The organism is Rufibacter latericius (assembly GCF_003721515.1).
Lineage (GTDB): Bacteria > Bacteroidota > Bacteroidia > Cytophagales > Hymenobacteraceae > Nibribacter > Nibribacter latericius.
In genome coordinates, this window is sequence record NZ_RJJD01000008.1 from 544782 (window position 1) to 561398 (window position 16617).

Sequence of the window (16617 nt, forward strand, 5' to 3'; positions counted from 1 at the left end):
CCTTTTTTGTTTTGATCTTTGTTGTTTCAGGGCTGTTTTCCCCTAAACACCCTTAAAACACCTGAGCCGAGGAAAATCCATCGGCTCAGGTGTTTTCCTTTTAAGCTAGGAACGGTCGTGCTTTCCTTCGGCAAACTCCTCAATCATTTTCTTGTTGAACGCGGGAATATCATCGGGTTTGCGGCTGGTCACCAAGCCTTGGTCGGTGACTACTTCCTGGTCTACCCAGTTGGCTCCGGCGTTGGTGAGGTCGGTTTTGAGCGAGGGCCAACTGGTCATCTGTCGGCCTTTCACCGCCTGGGCTTCAATTAAGGTCCAGGGACCGTGACAGATGGCGGCGATGGGTTTGCCATTGTCATTGAAGGCCCGCACAAAGGCTACGGCTTGCTCATTGGCCCGAAGGTAATCTGGGTTCATAACGCCGCCGGGCAGCAGCAAACCATCATAATCTGAGGCCACCGCGCTTTTGAGTTCTTTGTCAACGGTGAATTCTTTGCCCCAATCGGTCATGGCCCAGGCTTTCACCTTACCTGACTGCGGAGAGATGATGTGGGTTTCGGCACCGGCTTCTTCCAGCGCGGCCTTTGGTTTTTCCAGTTCTACCTGTTCGAATCCATTCTCTACCAGGATGGCAATCTTCTTGCCTGTTAACTTTTGTGTCATGCTCTTTTGTTAACTATAAGTTAAAATCGTATATGGTTGTACTTTGCCATCACAAGAATCGTTACATTGGATGATTAATAGCACCTTTATGCCCCTCAGAAGAATTTTTAGTTTTTGCCTTTTTGCCTTCGGGCTTCTGCTGGCGGGCTCGGCGGTAGGCCAGGCCCAGAAAGTGCCGTTGGCCAAGCTGCCGCACCTGCAGAAATACCTTAACTCTAAATCAGACACCACGTATGTCATCAACTTCTGGGCCACCTGGTGCAAGCCCTGCATTGAGGAACTTCCCAGCTTTGAGGCGCTCCAGAAGCAGTATGCCGGCAAACCCGTGCAGGTAGTGCTGGTGAGCATGGACTTTGCCAAGGACCTGGAAAAGAAAGTAGTGCCTTTTGTCTCACGGCATAAGCTGCAGAGTAAGGTTTTCTTGTTGGATGAACCAGACCAGAACGCCTGGATAGACATAGTAGACCCTTCCTGGAGCGGGGCTATCCCGGCTACTTTGCTGGTGAACAATTCGCGCAAGCAGCGGATCTTCCTGGAGAAACCCATCACCCTGGCCCAGCTCCAGGACTTCATGACTTCTAAGTTTTCCCTAAACCCTTAACCTAACCCCCGCTTATGAAAAAACCTTACTTCTTACTCCTTCTCCTGAGCGTGTTCACGCTGTTGGGAACCTCTGCCTACAAAGCAGCCGAAGGCGGCTACCAGGTAGGTGACACCGCCTCTGATTTCAAGCTGAAAAACGTGAACGGCCAGATGGTATCTCTCCGTGATCAGAAAGAGGCCAAAGGCTTTATCGTGACCTTTACCTGCAACACCTGCCCGTACGCCAAACTCTACGAAGATCGCCTGATTCAGCTGCATAAGAAATACGCGGCCAAAGGATACCCGGTCATTGCCATCAACCCCAACGATGTGAACATCTCCCCGGGTGATTCCTATGCCCAGATGCAGAAACGAGCCAAAGACAAGAACTTCCCGTTTGTGTATCTCTATGACGAGACGCAGGAAATAGCCAAGCGGTACGGGGCCACCCGCACTCCGCACGTCTACGTGCTTACCCGCGCAGGCCAGGATTTGAAGGTGTCGTACATTGGGGCCATCGATGATAATTCTGGAGACCCTGAGAAGGTGCAAAAGAAGTATGTGGAGGCAGCTCTTGACAATTTACTCTCGGGCAAAGCCGTGCCCCAGGCCAGCACCAAAGCCATTGGCTGTACCATTAAGTGGCGTAACAACAGCTAAAATTTTCCGCTGCTGAAACGAAGAAGCCGTTTCGGGTTTGTTTCAAAGAAAACAGCCCCGAAACGGCTTCTTTATGCACAAATAGATATAATCCTATTTAGCTATTAAACCGAAGTTGTAGGCGGATTCTTGGATTGGTTCCTGACCAAATGCGTCTGCTTTGTTCCGGCCAGCCGGGCCTCTACCTCGTATTTGTTGTTGTAATATCCTACCCGCAAAGACTCTACAAAGTACAGCCACAAAAACCGGAGATAGCCATGTTCCTGAAATTGACGCACATGGCACAGTTCATGGGCCACCCAAGGGGTATCCTGCAGAAAAATCTCTTTGGAAACTCCGCTTAAGTGTATAGTTTTGCCCAGCACCATGGCTACGTTGGAGGTCTTCAAAACCCAGCGGGCAATGCGGGCAAAGGGTGATTGCTCAATAATTTTCAGATTATTTTCCGGCAGCTGCATCCTTTTTTGTTTTGCCAATTTATACGCAAACAAGCCCGTAAGGCTACATTCTTCCCTTTTCTCCTTTTTCTTTTCCTTCTTAAATACTAAAACAGCGCTTTTACGAGTTTGTTTTTCAAAGGTTTCATTTTTACCTTTGAAATAGTGAGAATATGTTGGGTATCAACAAACTCACGGTAAAAGGGCTTTCTTCCTGTTTTTTGGGCGTCTCTGGACGCTGACAGTTGGAAGGGCCGCGAGTGGTCTCTGCTGCAGCCGGTACCACCCGATGTTTCACCATTAAAACAGATGATGAAAAGTTACATTCTGTCTGCACTAGCCTTAGGCTCTGCGTTTCTGTCCTTCTTCTATGAAGTACAACCTTCTTCAGCCACCACCTATTCTGAAGAATCTCTTGTGATCACCCCTACTGAACAGCTTCAGGAATGGGCTCTGGAACACAACAATTTCAGCTCCTCTGACCCAGTCAGTGCCGCAGCAAGAGAGAAAAGCCTTTCTTACAAAGACTCTCTCTTCTACAACTACTACTCCCAGTCTTTGGGCCTCCATCTGGACTACGATGAAGACAAAGCATTACTGGAAACCGTATCTGAATGGATCGGGACTCCTTACCGCTCCGGCGGAAACACCCAACGCGGCACCGACTGCTCTGGGTTTGTGAGCAAAGTCTACAAACAAGTGTACGGCATCAATCTCACCCACAGCTCCCGCTCCATGTTCCACCAAGTGAACAGAGTCTCTAAAAACGCCCTGGAAACCGGCGACCTGGTTTTCTTCCGCCGCGGCCCCGGCCAACCCATCTACCACGTAGGCATTTACTTAGAAGACGGAAAATTCATCCATGCTGCCTCCAAAGGCGGAGTGATGATCAACTCCCTGATGTCGCCTTACTATAAGAAGAACTTTTACGCAGCCGGCAGAGCCCTGTAACCCTCCGCTGCTTTTCGTTTTCAAAACGCCTGCTCCTGATCTTGGGGGCAGGCGTTTTCTTTTGTTTTCTGTTTCAGGGCTGATTTAAGGAAAACCCGCTGAAAACTCCTGAAATTACCGCAGCCGCTACTAACTATTTATGGCGAAGCGAGTATAAAATATGTTACAGACCAGTACCTTCGGGAGGGTAGCCAATCTTTCTGTTCCCCGGTTATTTTTGTTACTTCGCCTCGGGCGCGGAAGCGTACTGGTTTTTCGGCCTGCAATTTTAACGTCAACTCTATATGGAAAACGAAACCTTCAATAACAAGAACGCGCATGAATCGTCGTTCTTCAAGCGATTCCTCCACAAAGCCGAGGACTACGTGCGGCAACCCCTGCGTATCAAGCAGCTCCTGAACGATGCCTACCAGAAAGCGAGCGAGAAAAAAGACTTTGGGACCATTGCCGCCGAGGTAGTGGAAAGTCTTTCTACCCTCACCCGCATGATCAAGGCCTCGGTTTCTGGGGAGTACCACGGAATTCCAAAGAACACAGTGATCATGGGGGTAGCGGTACTCATCTATTTCCTGTCGCCCATTGACATGGTTCCTGACTGGATTCCGGTGATCGGGTTGCTGGACGATGTAAGTTTGCTGGCCTGGTTCATGACCAGCATCAAAACCGAGATGGACAAATTCCACGCTTGGGAGGGCACCCAACCCGGTAGAACTGCCAGCACTGACACTGGAGTAATGGCTACCTCGTCTGCAAACGTTGATACCTCGGCCCACACGCCTAAGTATGAAAACGAGGCTGCCGGTCAATATGGTGATAGCCGTACCATGGCTCCTTCTTCCAGCGGCGTAGGTTCCTCTGGCTCTCAGCAGAACCCCACTTACGGAGAAGCAAACAGAGCCCTCGGCAACAATCCTTCGGGTTCACAAGGCTCTACCGGCGGAATCATCCCTACCCAAAACGACATTCCGGTAACCAGCTACCACTCCGTGGAAGGCACCCCTATCCAGGAAATCGACCCAACTGCTACCCATGACGCCGCCCCTACTGACCATGGCGTACCTACCGGTTACGGGGAGCCCAACGTACGGGCCTCTACCACCGACAGCACCCGTGTGCCTAGCAGCAACAGCTATGACATGGACCACGGCGGAAACGTGCGGTAGATTTGATTGAGAGATTGAATGATTGAGAGATTGAATGATTGAGAGAATGTAAAATTATCTCATACCAAACTTTTCATAAAGCCTTTAAAAAAGACGTCTCTTGCGAGGCGTCTTTTTTTGTTTCTGGCTTTGCAGGAGCCTTGATATTGAATAATGCAAAATAGCCTGGCAGGCTGTATCTTTGCAGGAGATATGGAGAGGAAGAAAAGCAGCCCAGCCCTACCCGCGGGGATTCTGGAGAAGGAGATAGATACCATCGGTCTGGTACAGTTCGTGCCCAGCGCAACCGCCAAATACGTTAGAATAAGCATTAAGCCCGGCAAAGGCGTGCGGGTCACCTTACCCAAACGGGCTACCCTAGCCCAAGCCGAAGCCTTTGTCCAGGAAAAGGCCCCCTGGATCAGAAAGCACCTCTCTGCCCAGCAACAGGAGCAACACCAACAAACGCTATTCTCGCCGGATGTTGAGTTTAAGACCCGTTTTCACCAATTGCTGCTATTACAGCACCCGTTGCCGCACTGCAAAAGCCGCATCAAAGATGGCGTGCTGTATGTCTGGTACCCCGAACTGGTAACCTGGCAACACCCAGATGTGCAGGATTACATCCGGAATGCCGTGGAATACACCTTACGCCAGGAAGCCAAACGGTTTCTGCCTCAGCGCGTGGCCCATTTTGCCCGTCAGTTTGGTTTCTCGTACCAGCAGGTGACCATCAAGAATGCCAAAACCCGCTGGGGAAGCTGCTCTCACACCAACAACATCAACCTAAACCTCCACCTCATGCGCCTGCCCGAACACCTCTGCGATTACGTGATCCTCCACGAGCTGGCCCATACCGTAGAAAAGAACCACGGCCCCCGCTTCTGGGCCCTGCTAGACAAAATCAGCGGCGACGCCCGCGGCCTAGACAAGCAGATGAAAAAGTACCGCCTTCAGGTTTATTAAAGGAGTTCTGAGTCTTGAGTCCTGAGTGGCCAGAGCCCTGTAGTTTTTGCCTGCTTTTCTGAAACCAACTTTAAAAACGGTTTTAGGCACAAGGGAAAACACTTTTACGCGCAGCGAAGGAAGGAGTAGCAACAGTTCAAAAAGAATCACCTTAACCTGCGTCAGGTCGTGCCGAAGGCTTACGTGAGGCCGAGACACGCCCTGACGCAAGCAATACCTGTTCAAATGGTAGTGCCCTACGTGAACTATGGAACAGAGGACTTCAGCCAGGTGGTACTCTCAAGAGAAGAAAAGACTGTCTGAGCGTCAGCGAGTTTCTTTTCTTCTTGATTCTTTTGGTTACTTTTCTCATCAAGGAGAAAAGTGACAAACCCCAGCAGGAAGCAACTCCAGCCCCGAGGCTTGGTAAGGAAGACAGTAGGAAGTAAAGGCTTTGAAAAAATCAGCAGAAGAAGTCATCCCCCTACCCCCTTCAAAGGGGGACACGCGCTTAGCAAGCAGTTTTAACCCTTAAGTAAAAACACCAGCCACGGCGTTCACAACAGACAATGCAGCCATTCAAAACTTAGCGGAAGCAACAACACCTTTAAATTCTTTCTTCTATTCCTAATCCCTACCCGTACCTTTACCAAAATAACCATCCCTCTTTTCCATGACCATCCGCGCCATTTGCACCGATATTGACGGCACGCTACTGAACAAAGACCGCGAGCTTTCCCAAAGAACCATTGACACCATCCAACGCTTAGATAAAAACCTTCCGTTTATCATGGCATCGGCCCGTATGCCGAGCGCGGTGCGCCATCTGCAGGAACAACTGGGTATTCTGCACCACCCTATGATCTGTTTCAACGGCGGTTACGTGCTGTTGTATGATGATTCAACCCAGGAACCACGGGTAATGGACACCGTGCAGATTCCTGCCTCCGTTTGCCTGGAGATTGCAGAGTTGGCACAAGGCACCAGCATCAACGTGAGTTTGTACCAGAACGATGACTGGCACGCGCCGCAGGTAGACCAGTGGACCGAGCGGGAAATCAGGCACACCAAAGTGGAACCTACCATTTCTCCCATCAAGGACGTACTGCAGGAGTGGCAAGAAACTTCTACCGGGGCGCATAAGGTCATGTGCATGGGCGACGCAGAGGAGATCCAGAAGTTGTGGGAAGCCCTGAACCCCAGATTCGGCGGACAGTTGCACATCTACCGCTCCAACGACCGGTACCTGGAGATCGCCCCGAAGACTATTTCCAAGGCTACCGCTTTGGAGCTGCTTTTGAAAAACCATTATGAATTCGGGATGGAATCGGTGATGGCATTCGGGGACAATTACAACGATGTGGAGATGCTGGGAGCCGTGGGACTCGGGATTGCCGTAGGAAACGCCCGTGACGAAGCCAAAGCCGCCGCGAAGGAAGTGACCGCGCCCAGCATTGAAGACGGGGTTGCCATCGCCATTGAGAAGCATTGCTTATAACAGCCTTACTTTTCTGAAGGAAATCGGACCCGCCTACTTCTCTGCCCAGGTTTGCGTATATAGCACTTCACCCAAAGAACCTTCATGAGAAGCATCAAGAAAATCCATAAAGCCGAGTATTCGCCCATCGCGGATCTTGTCACGTATTCGCCATTACCGTCGCGCAGCCTGCAGCAGATTGACCCGTTTTTGTTTCTGAACCACCACGGGCACCAGGTCTACAAACCCAATAACCGAGGGCTTCCGTTCGGACCGCATCCGCATAGGGGCATGGAAACCGTCACGTTCATTCTGGAGGGCGACATCATGCACAAAGACTCCGGCGGACATGAGAGTGTGATCACGGCGGGCGGGGTGCAGTGGATGACGGCAGGCCGGGGTTTGATTCACGCCGAGGTTTCTTCTTCTGAGTTCAAAAGAACCGGCGGACCTTTAGAGATTCTGCAACTGTGGGTGAACCTGCCGGCTAAACTGAAAATGACCGAGCCTCGGTACGAAGGTCTCCAAAAAGAAAGCATTCCGTCTTTTACCCTGGACGATGGCAACGTGACTGTGAACCTGGTTTCCGGAACTTGGGACGGCCATACCGGTGCATTTGAGACTTTGTCAGACATCGTGCTCAGCACCATGTATTTCAAGGCCGGCGGAAAACTGGCGACGCAGGTACCCGCCGAGCGGAACATTTTCTTCTACCTCATCAAAGGCACTTTGACGGTCAATGGACAGCAGGTGCCCGCCAGAAACCTGGTAGAGTTTCATAACGACGCATCAGAACTGGAAGTGGAAGCCACCGAGGACAGCGTCCTCTTATTTGGCCACGCGGTTCCGTTCAACGAGCCGGTGGTGGCGCAGGGCCCTTTTGTGATGAACACCCAGGCTGAGATCCACCAGGCGTATGCAGATTATCAGCAAGGCAAATTCGGTTCCTGGAACCATTGATTATCTCAAAAGCAGCATTCCCGCTTTAGGCCCGTTTACAGGAAAACGGCTCTAAAGCGGGAATGCTGTTTCTATCGGTCTCCTAAATGAGGAAATCAGTCCAGGATAAACTTCTTCTTCGGGATTAAGGCGGGGGGAACGGGTTCGCCGGCCATTTCCAGCAGGGAGGCTTCTATGGTCTGGCTGATGGTGTTCAGGGCAAGGTCATTGGGCTCCAGGCCGAAGGGCTCTTCGATCTCGGTCACAATGGAGTCCAGGGCCATGAAGGTGTAGCCTACAAACACCACAATCAAAGGCGTCATCCACCCGATGTTATCCACCAACCCGAACGGCAACAGGAAGCAATACAGGTACACGGTGCGGTGCAGCAACACGTTGTAAGTATACGGGATGGGCGTGCTGGCAATGCGTTCACAGCCTCCCACAATATTAGAGAGTTGGTTCAGGTTGTGGTCAAAGGCCGCCTGGGTGATGGAATCTATTCGGCTGGCCTCTTTGCTGGCCTGCACCCAATTGCTTAATTCCAAAAGTAGCAGAATGGGCTTGAATTGGGCTTTGGCTAATCTTTGGGTTAACTCCTGCGGCAACAGGCGCTGAAAATCTGCCTCGGGATCTGTTTTGCGCAGTTGGTGCTTGAGCGCGTAGGCGAAGGCGATGAGCAGGCGCACAAACGAAAGGGCTTCGGGCGAAGAAGCCGCATAGCCAGACATGGTAAGGGCCTGCCGGGTGAGCGAGCGGGTATCAATGAGGAGTGCTCCCCAGAGTTTGCGGCCTTCCCAGAAGCGTTCGTAGCTGGCGTTGTTCCGGAAACCCAGGAAAATAGCCAAGGCAACCCCAAGCAAGGTAAACGCCGCCGGGTTCAGCGGAACCTTGTAGTCAAACATCCTCCCCTTGAAAAACACCACTGCCGCAGAAAGCAACAGCAGCACGCCCAGCCGCGGCAGAATGTCTGGCAGCACAGAACCCTTCCAGACGAAGAGCATTCTGAGCCAATTTTCTCTTTCTCTTATAATCATGATTCCCGTGGTGCTTTCCCTACTGGCCAGCGTTTGCGCCCGCAAAGGTACAAGTACGGGTGACAAATTTCACCCATTGATTTCTCTCCTTGGTTACTGCCTGCTTTCTGTTTTCACCCCTCTTTTACGGAATCGGCCCGAAAACCCCTCTCCCGTTTGAAGGCTGATTTCTTTAAAACACCCCTAAAGCAGGCGGGCCCGATGTAAAACTACATCGGGCCCGCCTGCTTTATTTCTGCTAACCAGCTAATCAATCTTATCCATCTTGGCTTTCACAATCTCCACGGCATGGCGCATGCTTTCGATTTCCTTCTTGTTGGCCGCCTGCAGCTTTAGGTTCGCTTCTGCTTCTTTGTTTAGTTGCTCCAGTTCCTTTGCGTTGGCTGCCAGGGCGGCTTCCAATTCTTGTTTCTTCTGCTGGTTCTTGGAGATTCTGGTTTGTATTTCGTTCGCTTCCCGCACTACCAGGTCGGCTTTGGCCTGGGTGTTCACCACTACTTTCTCGGCATCAGTGATCTGCAGTTGCACGTCTTGTTTGTAGAGGTTTCGGGCAAACTGCTGCAGAAACGCGGCGCTGCGGGCCCATTCCGCGGGAGTTACTTTCTTGTTCAGGTAGGCGTTGCCCATGTCCAGCGACCACCACAACAGGGTGCCTTTGGGCGTGGCCTCCACTTTGGAAATGATGCGCAGTGCGTTCCCGCTGATGGTGTCAATTTTGCCTTTTTCCACTGTATAGATGCCTTTGCCGGCCTGGGCTTTGGCCGTGGGCAGCATGGACGGCCCTTTCACCACACCACCGGACTTTTCCTTGAGGTAGATGGGCCACGCTTTCTCCACCACCTTGCTGTCCAGCTGAATCATCAGGCGCTGCCCTTTTCGGCTGACGCCGTTTATTTCCATATCGGTTTCCTCTACCGTAGCGCGTTGCGCCAAGGCCGAAGTTGCCATTCCCCAAAACATCAGCAGCCAAGCTACTGCCACTACCCGCGTACGTGTGCCTTTCATGTGTACTTCTTAAAAGTTATAAGCCGCAAATTTAGCGCTTTTCTAAGCAGCCACTCTTTCCTTCAGGCAAATTTATAGGGACCTCGTATAGTAGTAAAACTGTAAATGAAAACTAAATTGCCCCAACTCCTGTTTTCTGCCTTATGAATGTGACCGTCTGCCGAAAAGAGAATTTCAATGCTGCCCACCGGCTCTACAATCCCGCCTGGACCGATGAACAGAACCAAAACGTCTTTGGGCTGTGCAACAACCCCAATTTCCATGGGCACAACTATGACCTTATTGTGAAGCTCACAGGCCCCATTGACCAAGACACCGGCTATGTCTATGACATGAAAAAGCTGAGCCTTCTTATAAAAGCAGAAATTTTAAATAAATTTGACCACAAAAACCTGAATTTGGACACCCAGGAGTTTCAGCAACTAAATCCCACCGCCGAAAATATCGCCGTAGTGATCTGGCAGCGTTTACGCCCCCACCTTCCAGAGAACCTTGCGTTGTCCATCACTTTATTTGAAACCGAAAGAAACTTTGTTGAATACCATGGATAGAAGGGATTGGAACGAGGAAGATCCCGCAGAAGAGCACGTGGCCGGTTCTTTAGACACCCCCCTGCGCGCAGACGCGTTTGACCTCACTGATGAGCAGAAGATTGACGGCATAGCCCACCACTTCCGGGAGATCATGACCTTGCTGGGCCTTGACCTGGAAGATGATAGCCTCAAAGGCACGCCGCGCCGGGTAGCCAAGATGTACGTGAAAGAGATTTTTGACGGTCTTAACCCAGAGAACCGCCCGGTCGCACGCCTGTTTGAAAATAAATACGGCTACCGCCAGATGCTGGTAGAGCGCAACATAACCCTTTACTCCAGCTGCGAGCACCACTTTGTGCCCATCATTGGCAAGGCGCACGTGGCCTACATCCCCGAGGGGCACGTGATTGGCTTGTCTAAGCTGAACCGCATTGTGCAGTATTTTGGCCGCCGCCCACAGGTGCAGGAGCGCCTCACCCGGCAGATTGCCCAGGAACTGCGCGACGTGCTCAAAAGCGATAACGTGGCCGTCTACATTGAGGCCGATCACCTCTGCGTCATGAGCCGTGGCGTAAACGATGTCAGCAGCAGCACCATCACCTCTGAGTACTCTGGTTTGTTTGAGCAAGATGCCTATCGGCTGGAGTTTTTGCAGGCCATCAGGCGCAATGGGTAACCCAAAAGGAATAGCTGGAAAGATGAATTTTTCAGATCAACACGGTGTTTTCAATTCACTACTCTAACTAAAAGTAGCGGCCTTACCTAATTATACCTTTTATCGTATAAGCATTTCTGGGCCTAGACTGTAGAGAACGCAACATGTCAGATAAGATATTGATTGCCGGGGGCACCGGTTTACTGGGAACACGCCTGTCAGAGATGTTAATTGACAGTGGCTACGAGGTAGCATTATTGAGCCGTACACCGGATAAATATGCCCGTTACAAAACCTTTAAGTGGGATGTACAGAAGGGCTACATAGATGAGAACGCCATCCGTTACGCCGACTACATCATCAACCTGGCCGGTACCAGCGTTTCGGGGGAGAAATGGACCGTTGCCCGTAAAAAGGAGATCCTGAACAGCCGCATCCTTTCTACCAACCTGCTTTGCCAGTACCTGGAGAAATCCACGCACCACGTGAAAGGCTTCCTGGCCTCATCGGCGGTGGGCATCTACGGTGACTCCGGCGATCGGCTCATGATGGAGGAAAGCACCTACGGCTCAGATTTCCTGGCCGAGGTCTGCAAGCAGTGGGAGAACGCCTCCTGGCAGGTGCATAACCTGGGTATCAGAACGGTGATCTTCCGGATCGGGATTGTGTTGAGCAACAAAGGCGGGGCTCTGCCCCAGATAGCCAAACCGGTGAAGATGCTGGCCGGGGCCCCTCTGGGTTCCGGAAAGCAATACATGTCCTGGATTCATATTGATGACTTGTGCCGTCTGTGTATCAAAGCCATCGAGGACCGAACCATGCAAGGAGTGTACAATGCTGTGGCTCCTAACCCAGCCACCAACGAGCAACTCACCCGCAACCTGGCCAGAGTCATGCACAAGCCGATGGTATTTCCCAATGTACCGGCTTTCGGCCTGAAACTGATGCTGGGCGAGATGAGTGAGATTGTGTTGAACAGCTCCCGCGTAAGCGCCACCAAAGTACTGCAGACCGGTTTCACCTTTGAATACAATGATATTCAGGAAGCACTGGAGTCTTTGTATGACAAGAACAGCTAACCAGCTTAACCCATGTAAAAAGAAATCCCTCGCTGGCGAAGACCAACGAGGGATTTCTTTTTTGAGCCGTTTTCGCAAAAACTGCCTTAAAACGACTCTCTTTCTTTTCTGAAGATAAAGAGAGATTGAAGGCGATTTTTAAACCTAAGCCAAACCCTTAGAAAACATCTCAGGGTTTGACTTGAAAGTAATTACTTCATCAATAAAAGCTTCTTGGAAATGGTCTTCTTGCCCGTAGTCAGCCTGGCGATATAGACGCCGTTTGGCAAATTACCTGCGTTGAACTGCATAGTTTGGGCTACCCCACTTTCCGCTTTTCCCACAAAGAGATGTTTCACCAACTTGCCCTGTGAATCGAATACATCTAGCACAGCTTCACTAGTCTCTCCTACCTGGAATTCAAGGGTGGTATTTCTGGAGAACGGGTTGGGGAAGATGTTCAGCTTTGTTTCTACTGTCAATTGTGGGGCTATGGCGATTGGCGCATTGGTGGTGCCCATTTCCGTAGGAAACACCGGTTGCCCGGTAGCCAGGATAAAGATGGGCGTTTCGGTTACGGTTACGGTCAGTTTTCCGGCTACCGTCTTCACCTTCACCACTTCCATGGAATCGCTCCCGATGCGGGTGTAGAACACGTTTGCTGAATCGGTACCCAACGCGAGGGTATAATCACTGCGGCGGTCTTCGTCATCCGGAATCCAAGCGGCGTACATCTCTCTTCCGGCATTGTCACGGTACTTGTCAATCCTTGGGTCTTTGCTCAGGCGTTCTACCGGCACAAAATCCCCAAAGTACTTCCAAACCTGGCCCATGTAATCGGCGGCGGGTCGGCGTACAAACGTGACGCGGTCTACGTGGCCGCTGGTAGCGTACTGGGTAGTGTTGGTGATGGAGCCGCTGGGATCGTCATACAATTGGTAGAAATACAAACCCGACAAACCTGCCATGGCATAATCCAGAGAGCTTCTCAGGATCCAGTCGCCCTGCACTTGAAACTTGTCTTTGCTGCCAATCACTTTGGTGCCTTGGGTGGTGCTATTCCAGTCGTAGCCCGTCTCAGTGATGATGATGGGCATATCGCCGTCGCCAATAAACTCTTTGTTGATCTGGTGGAACTTGTTGATGTTCAAAGGAGCTAGGGAAAGCTCAGGAGCCACTCCTACCCGGGTACCCTCGGCGTACTGCTCCCCGTCAAAGTTGTTGTTGTAGGCGTGGTAGTTGATCTCATCAAAACACAGGTTCACTTTCCCGTTGGGCAGGTAGCCTCTGTATTTCTTACACCAGTCCACAATGCCCTGGTAGAAAGCCGTTTTGGTGGAAGCGATACCGGCACACACTACTTTCATGTTCGGGTCGGCTTGTTTCACTCCTACATCGGCGCCCAACGTTCCCATGTGGCCGTCATAGAAAGCACTTAGGTAGGCGGCGTATTCATCGCTGGTTTGGTTTGCCTGTCGGCCTTTCCAGTGCCGGTCTGGTTCGTTATTGGCCTCCATTTTGGAAATCAGGTTCATTCCGATCTTCACGATGCTTTTGGTTTTCACCAGGGCTGGGTTCAGGCTGGTGTTGGACCCGTATCTGGCCGCAAACTGGAAGGCAACTTTGGCTACCTGCACGTAAGAGGCAGGGTTCTGCTTGTCGGCGTTGTACTGCTCGTTGAAGTAGTTGGTGGAACCTGTGCTACTTACCGTTGTATAGCTGGCTTTGTAAGGCATAGGGGCATTTTCAGCATCTCTGATGGCGGTTGGGTAGGTAGCTAACATCCACCCGGGCATGTTCTTGATACACACCAGCACTTCTTTGCCTTTGGCTTTGTGGCGGGCGTAGATATCGTCTAGTTTCCAGTTTCCTTTCATGGTGGGTTGGAAAGCATACTCCCCCGCCAGGTTGGTTTCCAGAATCTCCCAGTCTACATAATCCCTTACCACGTGATACGGAGCGATGGCATTGATCTTCTGCACCAACCGTTCAGCAATGGTACTGGCGTTGTCAGCGGGATAGGTGTTAATCCCTAACATCCTTTTCAAAGGGTAGGCTGGCTTGGTGAAGGAAGGAGGCGTGTACGGCTTGTATTTCCCGTATAACCTGATCTCATCTGGCAACCGTACGCCTTTCTTTTTGCGAAGGATAACGGCACTTACCCTAATAGGAGTGGTGAGCGCATGGTCAATCCAGTAGTTGAACTTGCTACCGTTGTAAGATGGCCCCACAATCTCTCTACCTGTTCCTTTCTCCACATAAATGGTCTGAATTTCATAGCCTACAGGAATAGTGCCCTGGCCATCGTAGAAGCTGATCTTCTGCAACTCCACCTCCATAGCGTCAGGAAAATTCAGCACTATATCGGCTTCGGGTAACATTTCAGAGGTACCCATGTGCACCGTTTCATTGATTACGCCATTGAACAGTTTGTCTATGCTCTGGTTGCTTTTGTCTTTGTGGTACCCCCAGTAGCTTTTATATGGAATAACCCCCTGCACGAAAGCCTCGGGAGAAGGCGGAGTTACTGTTTCTACGGGAGCGGAAACCACCAAGGCTCTACTTACCGGGCTGGCCGAGGCGTAATTCCCGCCTGCTGCCTGAGAGGCGGTGATAGTAGCAGTACCGGCTCCAACAATGGTCGCTTTCCAACCTTCGGTGGTTTGGGCCACCGTGGCTACGGCAGGATTAGAAGAAGTATACGCGATGGGGGTAGCAGTATTGGTGCTGGTGGCATTTAGCAGAAAGGGAGCGTCACCCATTGTCTTTGCAGGCAGCGCGTTGAAAGTAATGACCGCCGGAATGGTAGACACTACTTGGGGCTGGCTTACGCTGGTGGCTGCGGCATATCCGTTCCCAGCTGCCTGAGAGGCAATAATGGTGGCGGTACCCGCTCCCACAATAGTGGCTTTCCAGCCTTCCATGGTGTTTGCGACCGTTACAACGGAAGCATTAGAAGAGGCAAAGGTGATAGGTGTTACAGAGTTGGTGCTGCTGGCGGTTAATAGAAAGGGCACATCCCCCACCTTTTTACTTGCCAAGGCAGAAAACGAGATCACCGATGGGGTAGCCACTACTTCGTTCACCACCAAAGAATTGGAGACACTAGCCGCTGCCGTGTAGTTTCCACCGGCTACCTGGGAGGCCGTAATTGTAGCAGTTCCTGCGCCTACGATGGTTGCTTTCCACCCTTCAGGCGTATTGGCTACCGTAGCCACCGCTGAATTGGAGGAGGCGAAGGTGATTGGAGTGCCCGTGTTAGTGCTGGTGGCCGTTAAAAGGATTGGCGCATCCCCCACCAGTTTAGGGAGCAAAGGCGCAAAAGTAATAACGGCCGGAATAGCAGCCACTACCTGTACTTGGCTAACATTGGAAGCGGCGGCGTAACCGTTACCTGCTGCCTGAGATGCGGTGATGGTAGCGGTACCGGCACCTATAATGCTGGCTTTCCAGCCTTCAGTGGTATTGGCTACACTTACCACTGCCGGGTTAGAGGAAGCAAAAGCAATAGGTGTACCGGTGTTGGTACTGGTAGCCTGCAAGAAGAAAGGCGCATCACCAAACTTCTTAGCCACCAGTGTGGGAAAGGAAATCACCGCCGGAACGGGAGCCGTAATCCCAGGGGCTACCGTAAGCGCCCTGCTTACCAAGGCCGCCGCCGAATAGTTGCCGCCCGCCGCTTGTGTGGCTACGATGTTAGCGGTACCTGCTCCTATAATGGTTGCTTTCCAGCCCTCGGTGGTCTTGGCAACGGTTGCAACGGCGGTGTTGGAGGAAGTGAAAGAAATAGGCGTGGTGGTATTGGTGCTGGTAGCGATCAAAAGAAAGGGTCCATCTCCTACCGTTTTGGCAGGAAGGGTTCCAAAAGTGATTACCGCCGGAATAGTTGAAACCACTAAAGCTCTGCTTACCGGAGCAGCGGCGCCGAATTTCCCACCCTCGGCCTGAGAGGCGATGATATTGGCGGTGCCAGCCGCTTTGATCGTCACTTTCCAGCCCTGGGTAGTATTGGCCACGGTAGCCACCGCTGTGTTAGAGGATGCAAACGTGATAGCGGTATTGGGGTTGGTACTAGTGGCAGTTACCACAAACGGGAGGTCACCATATTTTTTGGCTGGAAGAGTGTTAAAGGTGATGACTGCGGGTGTTCTGCCTTTAGGACCGGCTGCACTGTTGGTTTCCAGTTTTAAGGGCTCCTCCACGTAGGGGTTGTTGATGGCTGACCAGTAAGCAGGTGCTAGTTTCTCTAAATCATTGATAAGCCGGTAAGAAAAGCCAGCTCCGTTGCTGATAGACGATTTACTGGAGGCAACTTTCAGTTTTACTTCAGGCAATGCCTTGGCAGGCGAGCTTTTGGGAACAAGACAGGAAAATAAAATAACTAAGCTTAAAAGAATGGGTTTGGTAGGGTTCATGGCGCGTGGTGGGTGGAAGATCAAGGGGCAAGGAATCATGGACACATGACGCCTTAGTACAATTTGGACGCGACTTTAAACCTCTATAAATAAATCTATTAAGAGAATCAGAGGTAAA

15 protein-coding genes are annotated in these 16617 nt (G+C 51.3%); 10 read left to right on the forward strand and 5 right to left on the reverse strand.

Features of this window, described 5'->3' with window-relative positions:
• Positions 1 to 105 precede the first annotated feature (105 nt).
• Positions 106 to 663 carry a type 1 glutamine amidotransferase domain-containing protein gene (locus EFB08_RS14220; protein ID WP_123127610.1) on the reverse strand — a complete coding sequence of 186 codons (558 nt, stop codon included), beginning with the start codon at positions 661 to 663 and terminating at the stop codon, positions 106 to 108.
• A gap of 88 nt (positions 664 to 751) precedes the next feature.
• Between EFB08_RS14220 and EFB08_RS14225 the strand changes: the two genes are divergently transcribed.
• Positions 752 to 1264: a TlpA disulfide reductase family protein gene (locus tag EFB08_RS14225; RefSeq protein ID WP_123127611.1), complete on the forward strand. Its 513-nt coding sequence runs from the start codon at positions 752 to 754 to the stop codon at positions 1262 to 1264.
• A 14-nt stretch (positions 1265 to 1278) separates the two neighbouring features.
• Positions 1279 to 1905 carry a thioredoxin family protein gene (locus EFB08_RS14230; RefSeq protein WP_123127612.1) on the forward strand — a complete coding sequence of 209 codons (627 nt, stop codon included), beginning with the start codon at positions 1279 to 1281 and terminating at the stop codon, positions 1903 to 1905.
• Between the two features lie 104 nt (positions 1906 to 2009).
• On the opposite strand, the gene EFB08_RS14235 is transcribed toward EFB08_RS14230, so the two are convergent.
• Positions 2010 to 2363, reverse strand: coding sequence for a hypothetical protein (locus EFB08_RS14235; protein WP_123127613.1), 354 nt, complete (start codon positions 2361 to 2363; stop codon positions 2010 to 2012).
• A gap of 288 nt (positions 2364 to 2651) precedes the next feature.
• Between EFB08_RS14235 and EFB08_RS14240 the strand changes: the two genes are divergently transcribed.
• The 5 genes from EFB08_RS14240 to EFB08_RS14260 all read left to right on the forward strand — a co-directional run bounded on the left by EFB08_RS14240 (position 2652) and on the right by EFB08_RS14260 (position 7817).
• Positions 2652 to 3293 (forward strand): C40 family peptidase, encoded by a 642-nt coding sequence (locus tag EFB08_RS14240; protein WP_123127614.1) that lies wholly within the window; start codon positions 2652 to 2654, stop codon positions 3291 to 3293.
• A 284-nt stretch (positions 3294 to 3577) separates the two neighbouring features.
• Positions 3578 to 4456 carry a YkvA family protein gene (locus EFB08_RS14245; protein ID WP_123127615.1) on the forward strand — a complete coding sequence of 293 codons (879 nt, stop codon included), beginning with the start codon at positions 3578 to 3580 and terminating at the stop codon, positions 4454 to 4456.
• Positions 4457 to 4648: 192 nt separating this feature from the next.
• Positions 4649 to 5401 (forward strand): M48 family metallopeptidase, encoded by a 753-nt coding sequence (locus EFB08_RS14250; protein WP_123127616.1) that lies wholly within the window; start codon positions 4649 to 4651, stop codon positions 5399 to 5401.
• Between the two features lie 652 nt (positions 5402 to 6053).
• Positions 6054 to 6878, forward strand: a complete 825-nt coding sequence (locus EFB08_RS14255; protein WP_123127617.1) for a Cof-type HAD-IIB family hydrolase — start codon at positions 6054 to 6056, stop codon at positions 6876 to 6878.
• Between the two features lie 84 nt (positions 6879 to 6962).
• Positions 6963 to 7817, forward strand: a complete 855-nt coding sequence (locus EFB08_RS14260) for a pirin family protein (protein ID WP_123127618.1) — start codon at positions 6963 to 6965, stop codon at positions 7815 to 7817.
• Positions 7818 to 7912: 95 nt separating this feature from the next.
• Here the strand turns inward: EFB08_RS14260 and EFB08_RS14265 are convergent, their stop codons facing one another.
• Together EFB08_RS14265 and EFB08_RS14270 are read right to left on the reverse strand one after the other, a co-directional pair.
• The gene (locus EFB08_RS14265; RefSeq protein ID WP_123127619.1) at positions 7913 to 8833 is read right to left on the reverse strand and encodes a bestrophin family protein; all 921 of its coding nucleotides are present in this window, start codon (positions 8831 to 8833) and stop codon (positions 7913 to 7915) included.
• Positions 8834 to 9079: 246 nt separating this feature from the next.
• Positions 9080 to 9838: a DNA repair ATPase gene (locus tag EFB08_RS14270; RefSeq protein WP_123127620.1), complete on the reverse strand. Its 759-nt coding sequence runs from the start codon at positions 9836 to 9838 to the stop codon at positions 9080 to 9082.
• A 143-nt stretch (positions 9839 to 9981) separates the two neighbouring features.
• Between EFB08_RS14270 and EFB08_RS14275 the strand changes: the two genes are divergently transcribed.
• The 3 genes from EFB08_RS14275 to EFB08_RS14285 all read left to right on the forward strand — a co-directional run bounded on the left by EFB08_RS14275 (position 9982) and on the right by EFB08_RS14285 (position 12105).
• On the forward strand, positions 9982 to 10389 hold the full coding sequence (locus tag EFB08_RS14275) for a 6-pyruvoyl trahydropterin synthase family protein (protein WP_123127621.1): 408 nt from the start codon (positions 9982 to 9984) through the stop codon (positions 10387 to 10389).
• Entirely contained in the window at positions 10382 to 11047 is a 666-nt protein-coding gene (folE, locus tag EFB08_RS14280) for a GTP cyclohydrolase I FolE (RefSeq protein WP_123127622.1), read from the forward strand. The genes EFB08_RS14275 and folE overlap by 8 nt, the downstream gene beginning before the upstream one ends.
• Positions 11048 to 11190: 143 nt before the next feature.
• Positions 11191 to 12105 (forward strand): TIGR01777 family oxidoreductase, encoded by a 915-nt coding sequence (locus EFB08_RS14285; protein ID WP_123127623.1) that lies wholly within the window; start codon positions 11191 to 11193, stop codon positions 12103 to 12105.
• A 191-nt stretch (positions 12106 to 12296) separates the two neighbouring features.
• Here the strand turns inward: EFB08_RS14285 and EFB08_RS14290 are convergent, their stop codons facing one another.
• Entirely contained in the window at positions 12297 to 16418 is a 4122-nt protein-coding gene (locus EFB08_RS14290; protein WP_165864906.1) for a T9SS type A sorting domain-containing protein, read from the reverse strand.
• Positions 16419 to 16617 lie beyond the last annotated feature (199 nt).

Bases quoted from the DNA above. Each gene is read 5' to 3' on its own strand.
- EFB08_RS14240 (WP_123127614.1), top strand. From the start codon at position 2,652: ATGATGAAAAGTTACATTCTGTCTGCACTAGCCTTAGGCTCTGCGTTT.
- EFB08_RS14230 (WP_123127612.1), top strand. From the start codon at position 1,279: ATGAAAAAACCTTACTTCTTACTCCTTCTCCTGAGCGTGTTCACGCTG.
- EFB08_RS14260 (WP_123127618.1), top strand. From the start codon at position 6,963: ATGAGAAGCATCAAGAAAATCCATAAAGCCGAGTATTCGCCCATCGCG.
- EFB08_RS14275 (WP_123127621.1), top strand. From the start codon at position 9,982: ATGAATGTGACCGTCTGCCGAAAAGAGAATTTCAATGCTGCCCACCGG.
- EFB08_RS14285 (WP_123127623.1), top strand. From the start codon at position 11,191: ATGTCAGATAAGATATTGATTGCCGGGGGCACCGGTTTACTGGGAACA.
- EFB08_RS14265 (WP_123127619.1), bottom strand. From the start codon at position 8,833: ATGATTATAAGAGAAAGAGAAAATTGGCTCAGAATGCTCTTCGTCTGG.
- EFB08_RS14250 (WP_123127616.1), top strand. From the start codon at position 4,649: ATGGAGAGGAAGAAAAGCAGCCCAGCCCTACCCGCGGGGATTCTGGAG.
- EFB08_RS14245 (WP_123127615.1), top strand. From the start codon at position 3,578: ATGGAAAACGAAACCTTCAATAACAAGAACGCGCATGAATCGTCGTTC.
- EFB08_RS14270 (WP_123127620.1), bottom strand. From the start codon at position 9,838: ATGAAAGGCACACGTACGCGGGTAGTGGCAGTAGCTTGGCTGCTGATG.
- folE (WP_123127622.1), top strand. From the start codon at position 10,382: ATGGATAGAAGGGATTGGAACGAGGAAGATCCCGCAGAAGAGCACGTG.
- EFB08_RS14225 (WP_123127611.1), top strand. From the start codon at position 752: ATGCCCCTCAGAAGAATTTTTAGTTTTTGCCTTTTTGCCTTCGGGCTT.
- EFB08_RS14220 (WP_123127610.1), bottom strand. From the start codon at position 663: ATGACACAAAAGTTAACAGGCAAGAAGATTGCCATCCTGGTAGAGAAT.
- EFB08_RS14255 (WP_123127617.1), top strand. From the start codon at position 6,054: ATGACCATCCGCGCCATTTGCACCGATATTGACGGCACGCTACTGAAC.
- EFB08_RS14235 (WP_123127613.1), bottom strand. From the start codon at position 2,363: ATGCAGCTGCCGGAAAATAATCTGAAAATTATTGAGCAATCACCCTTT.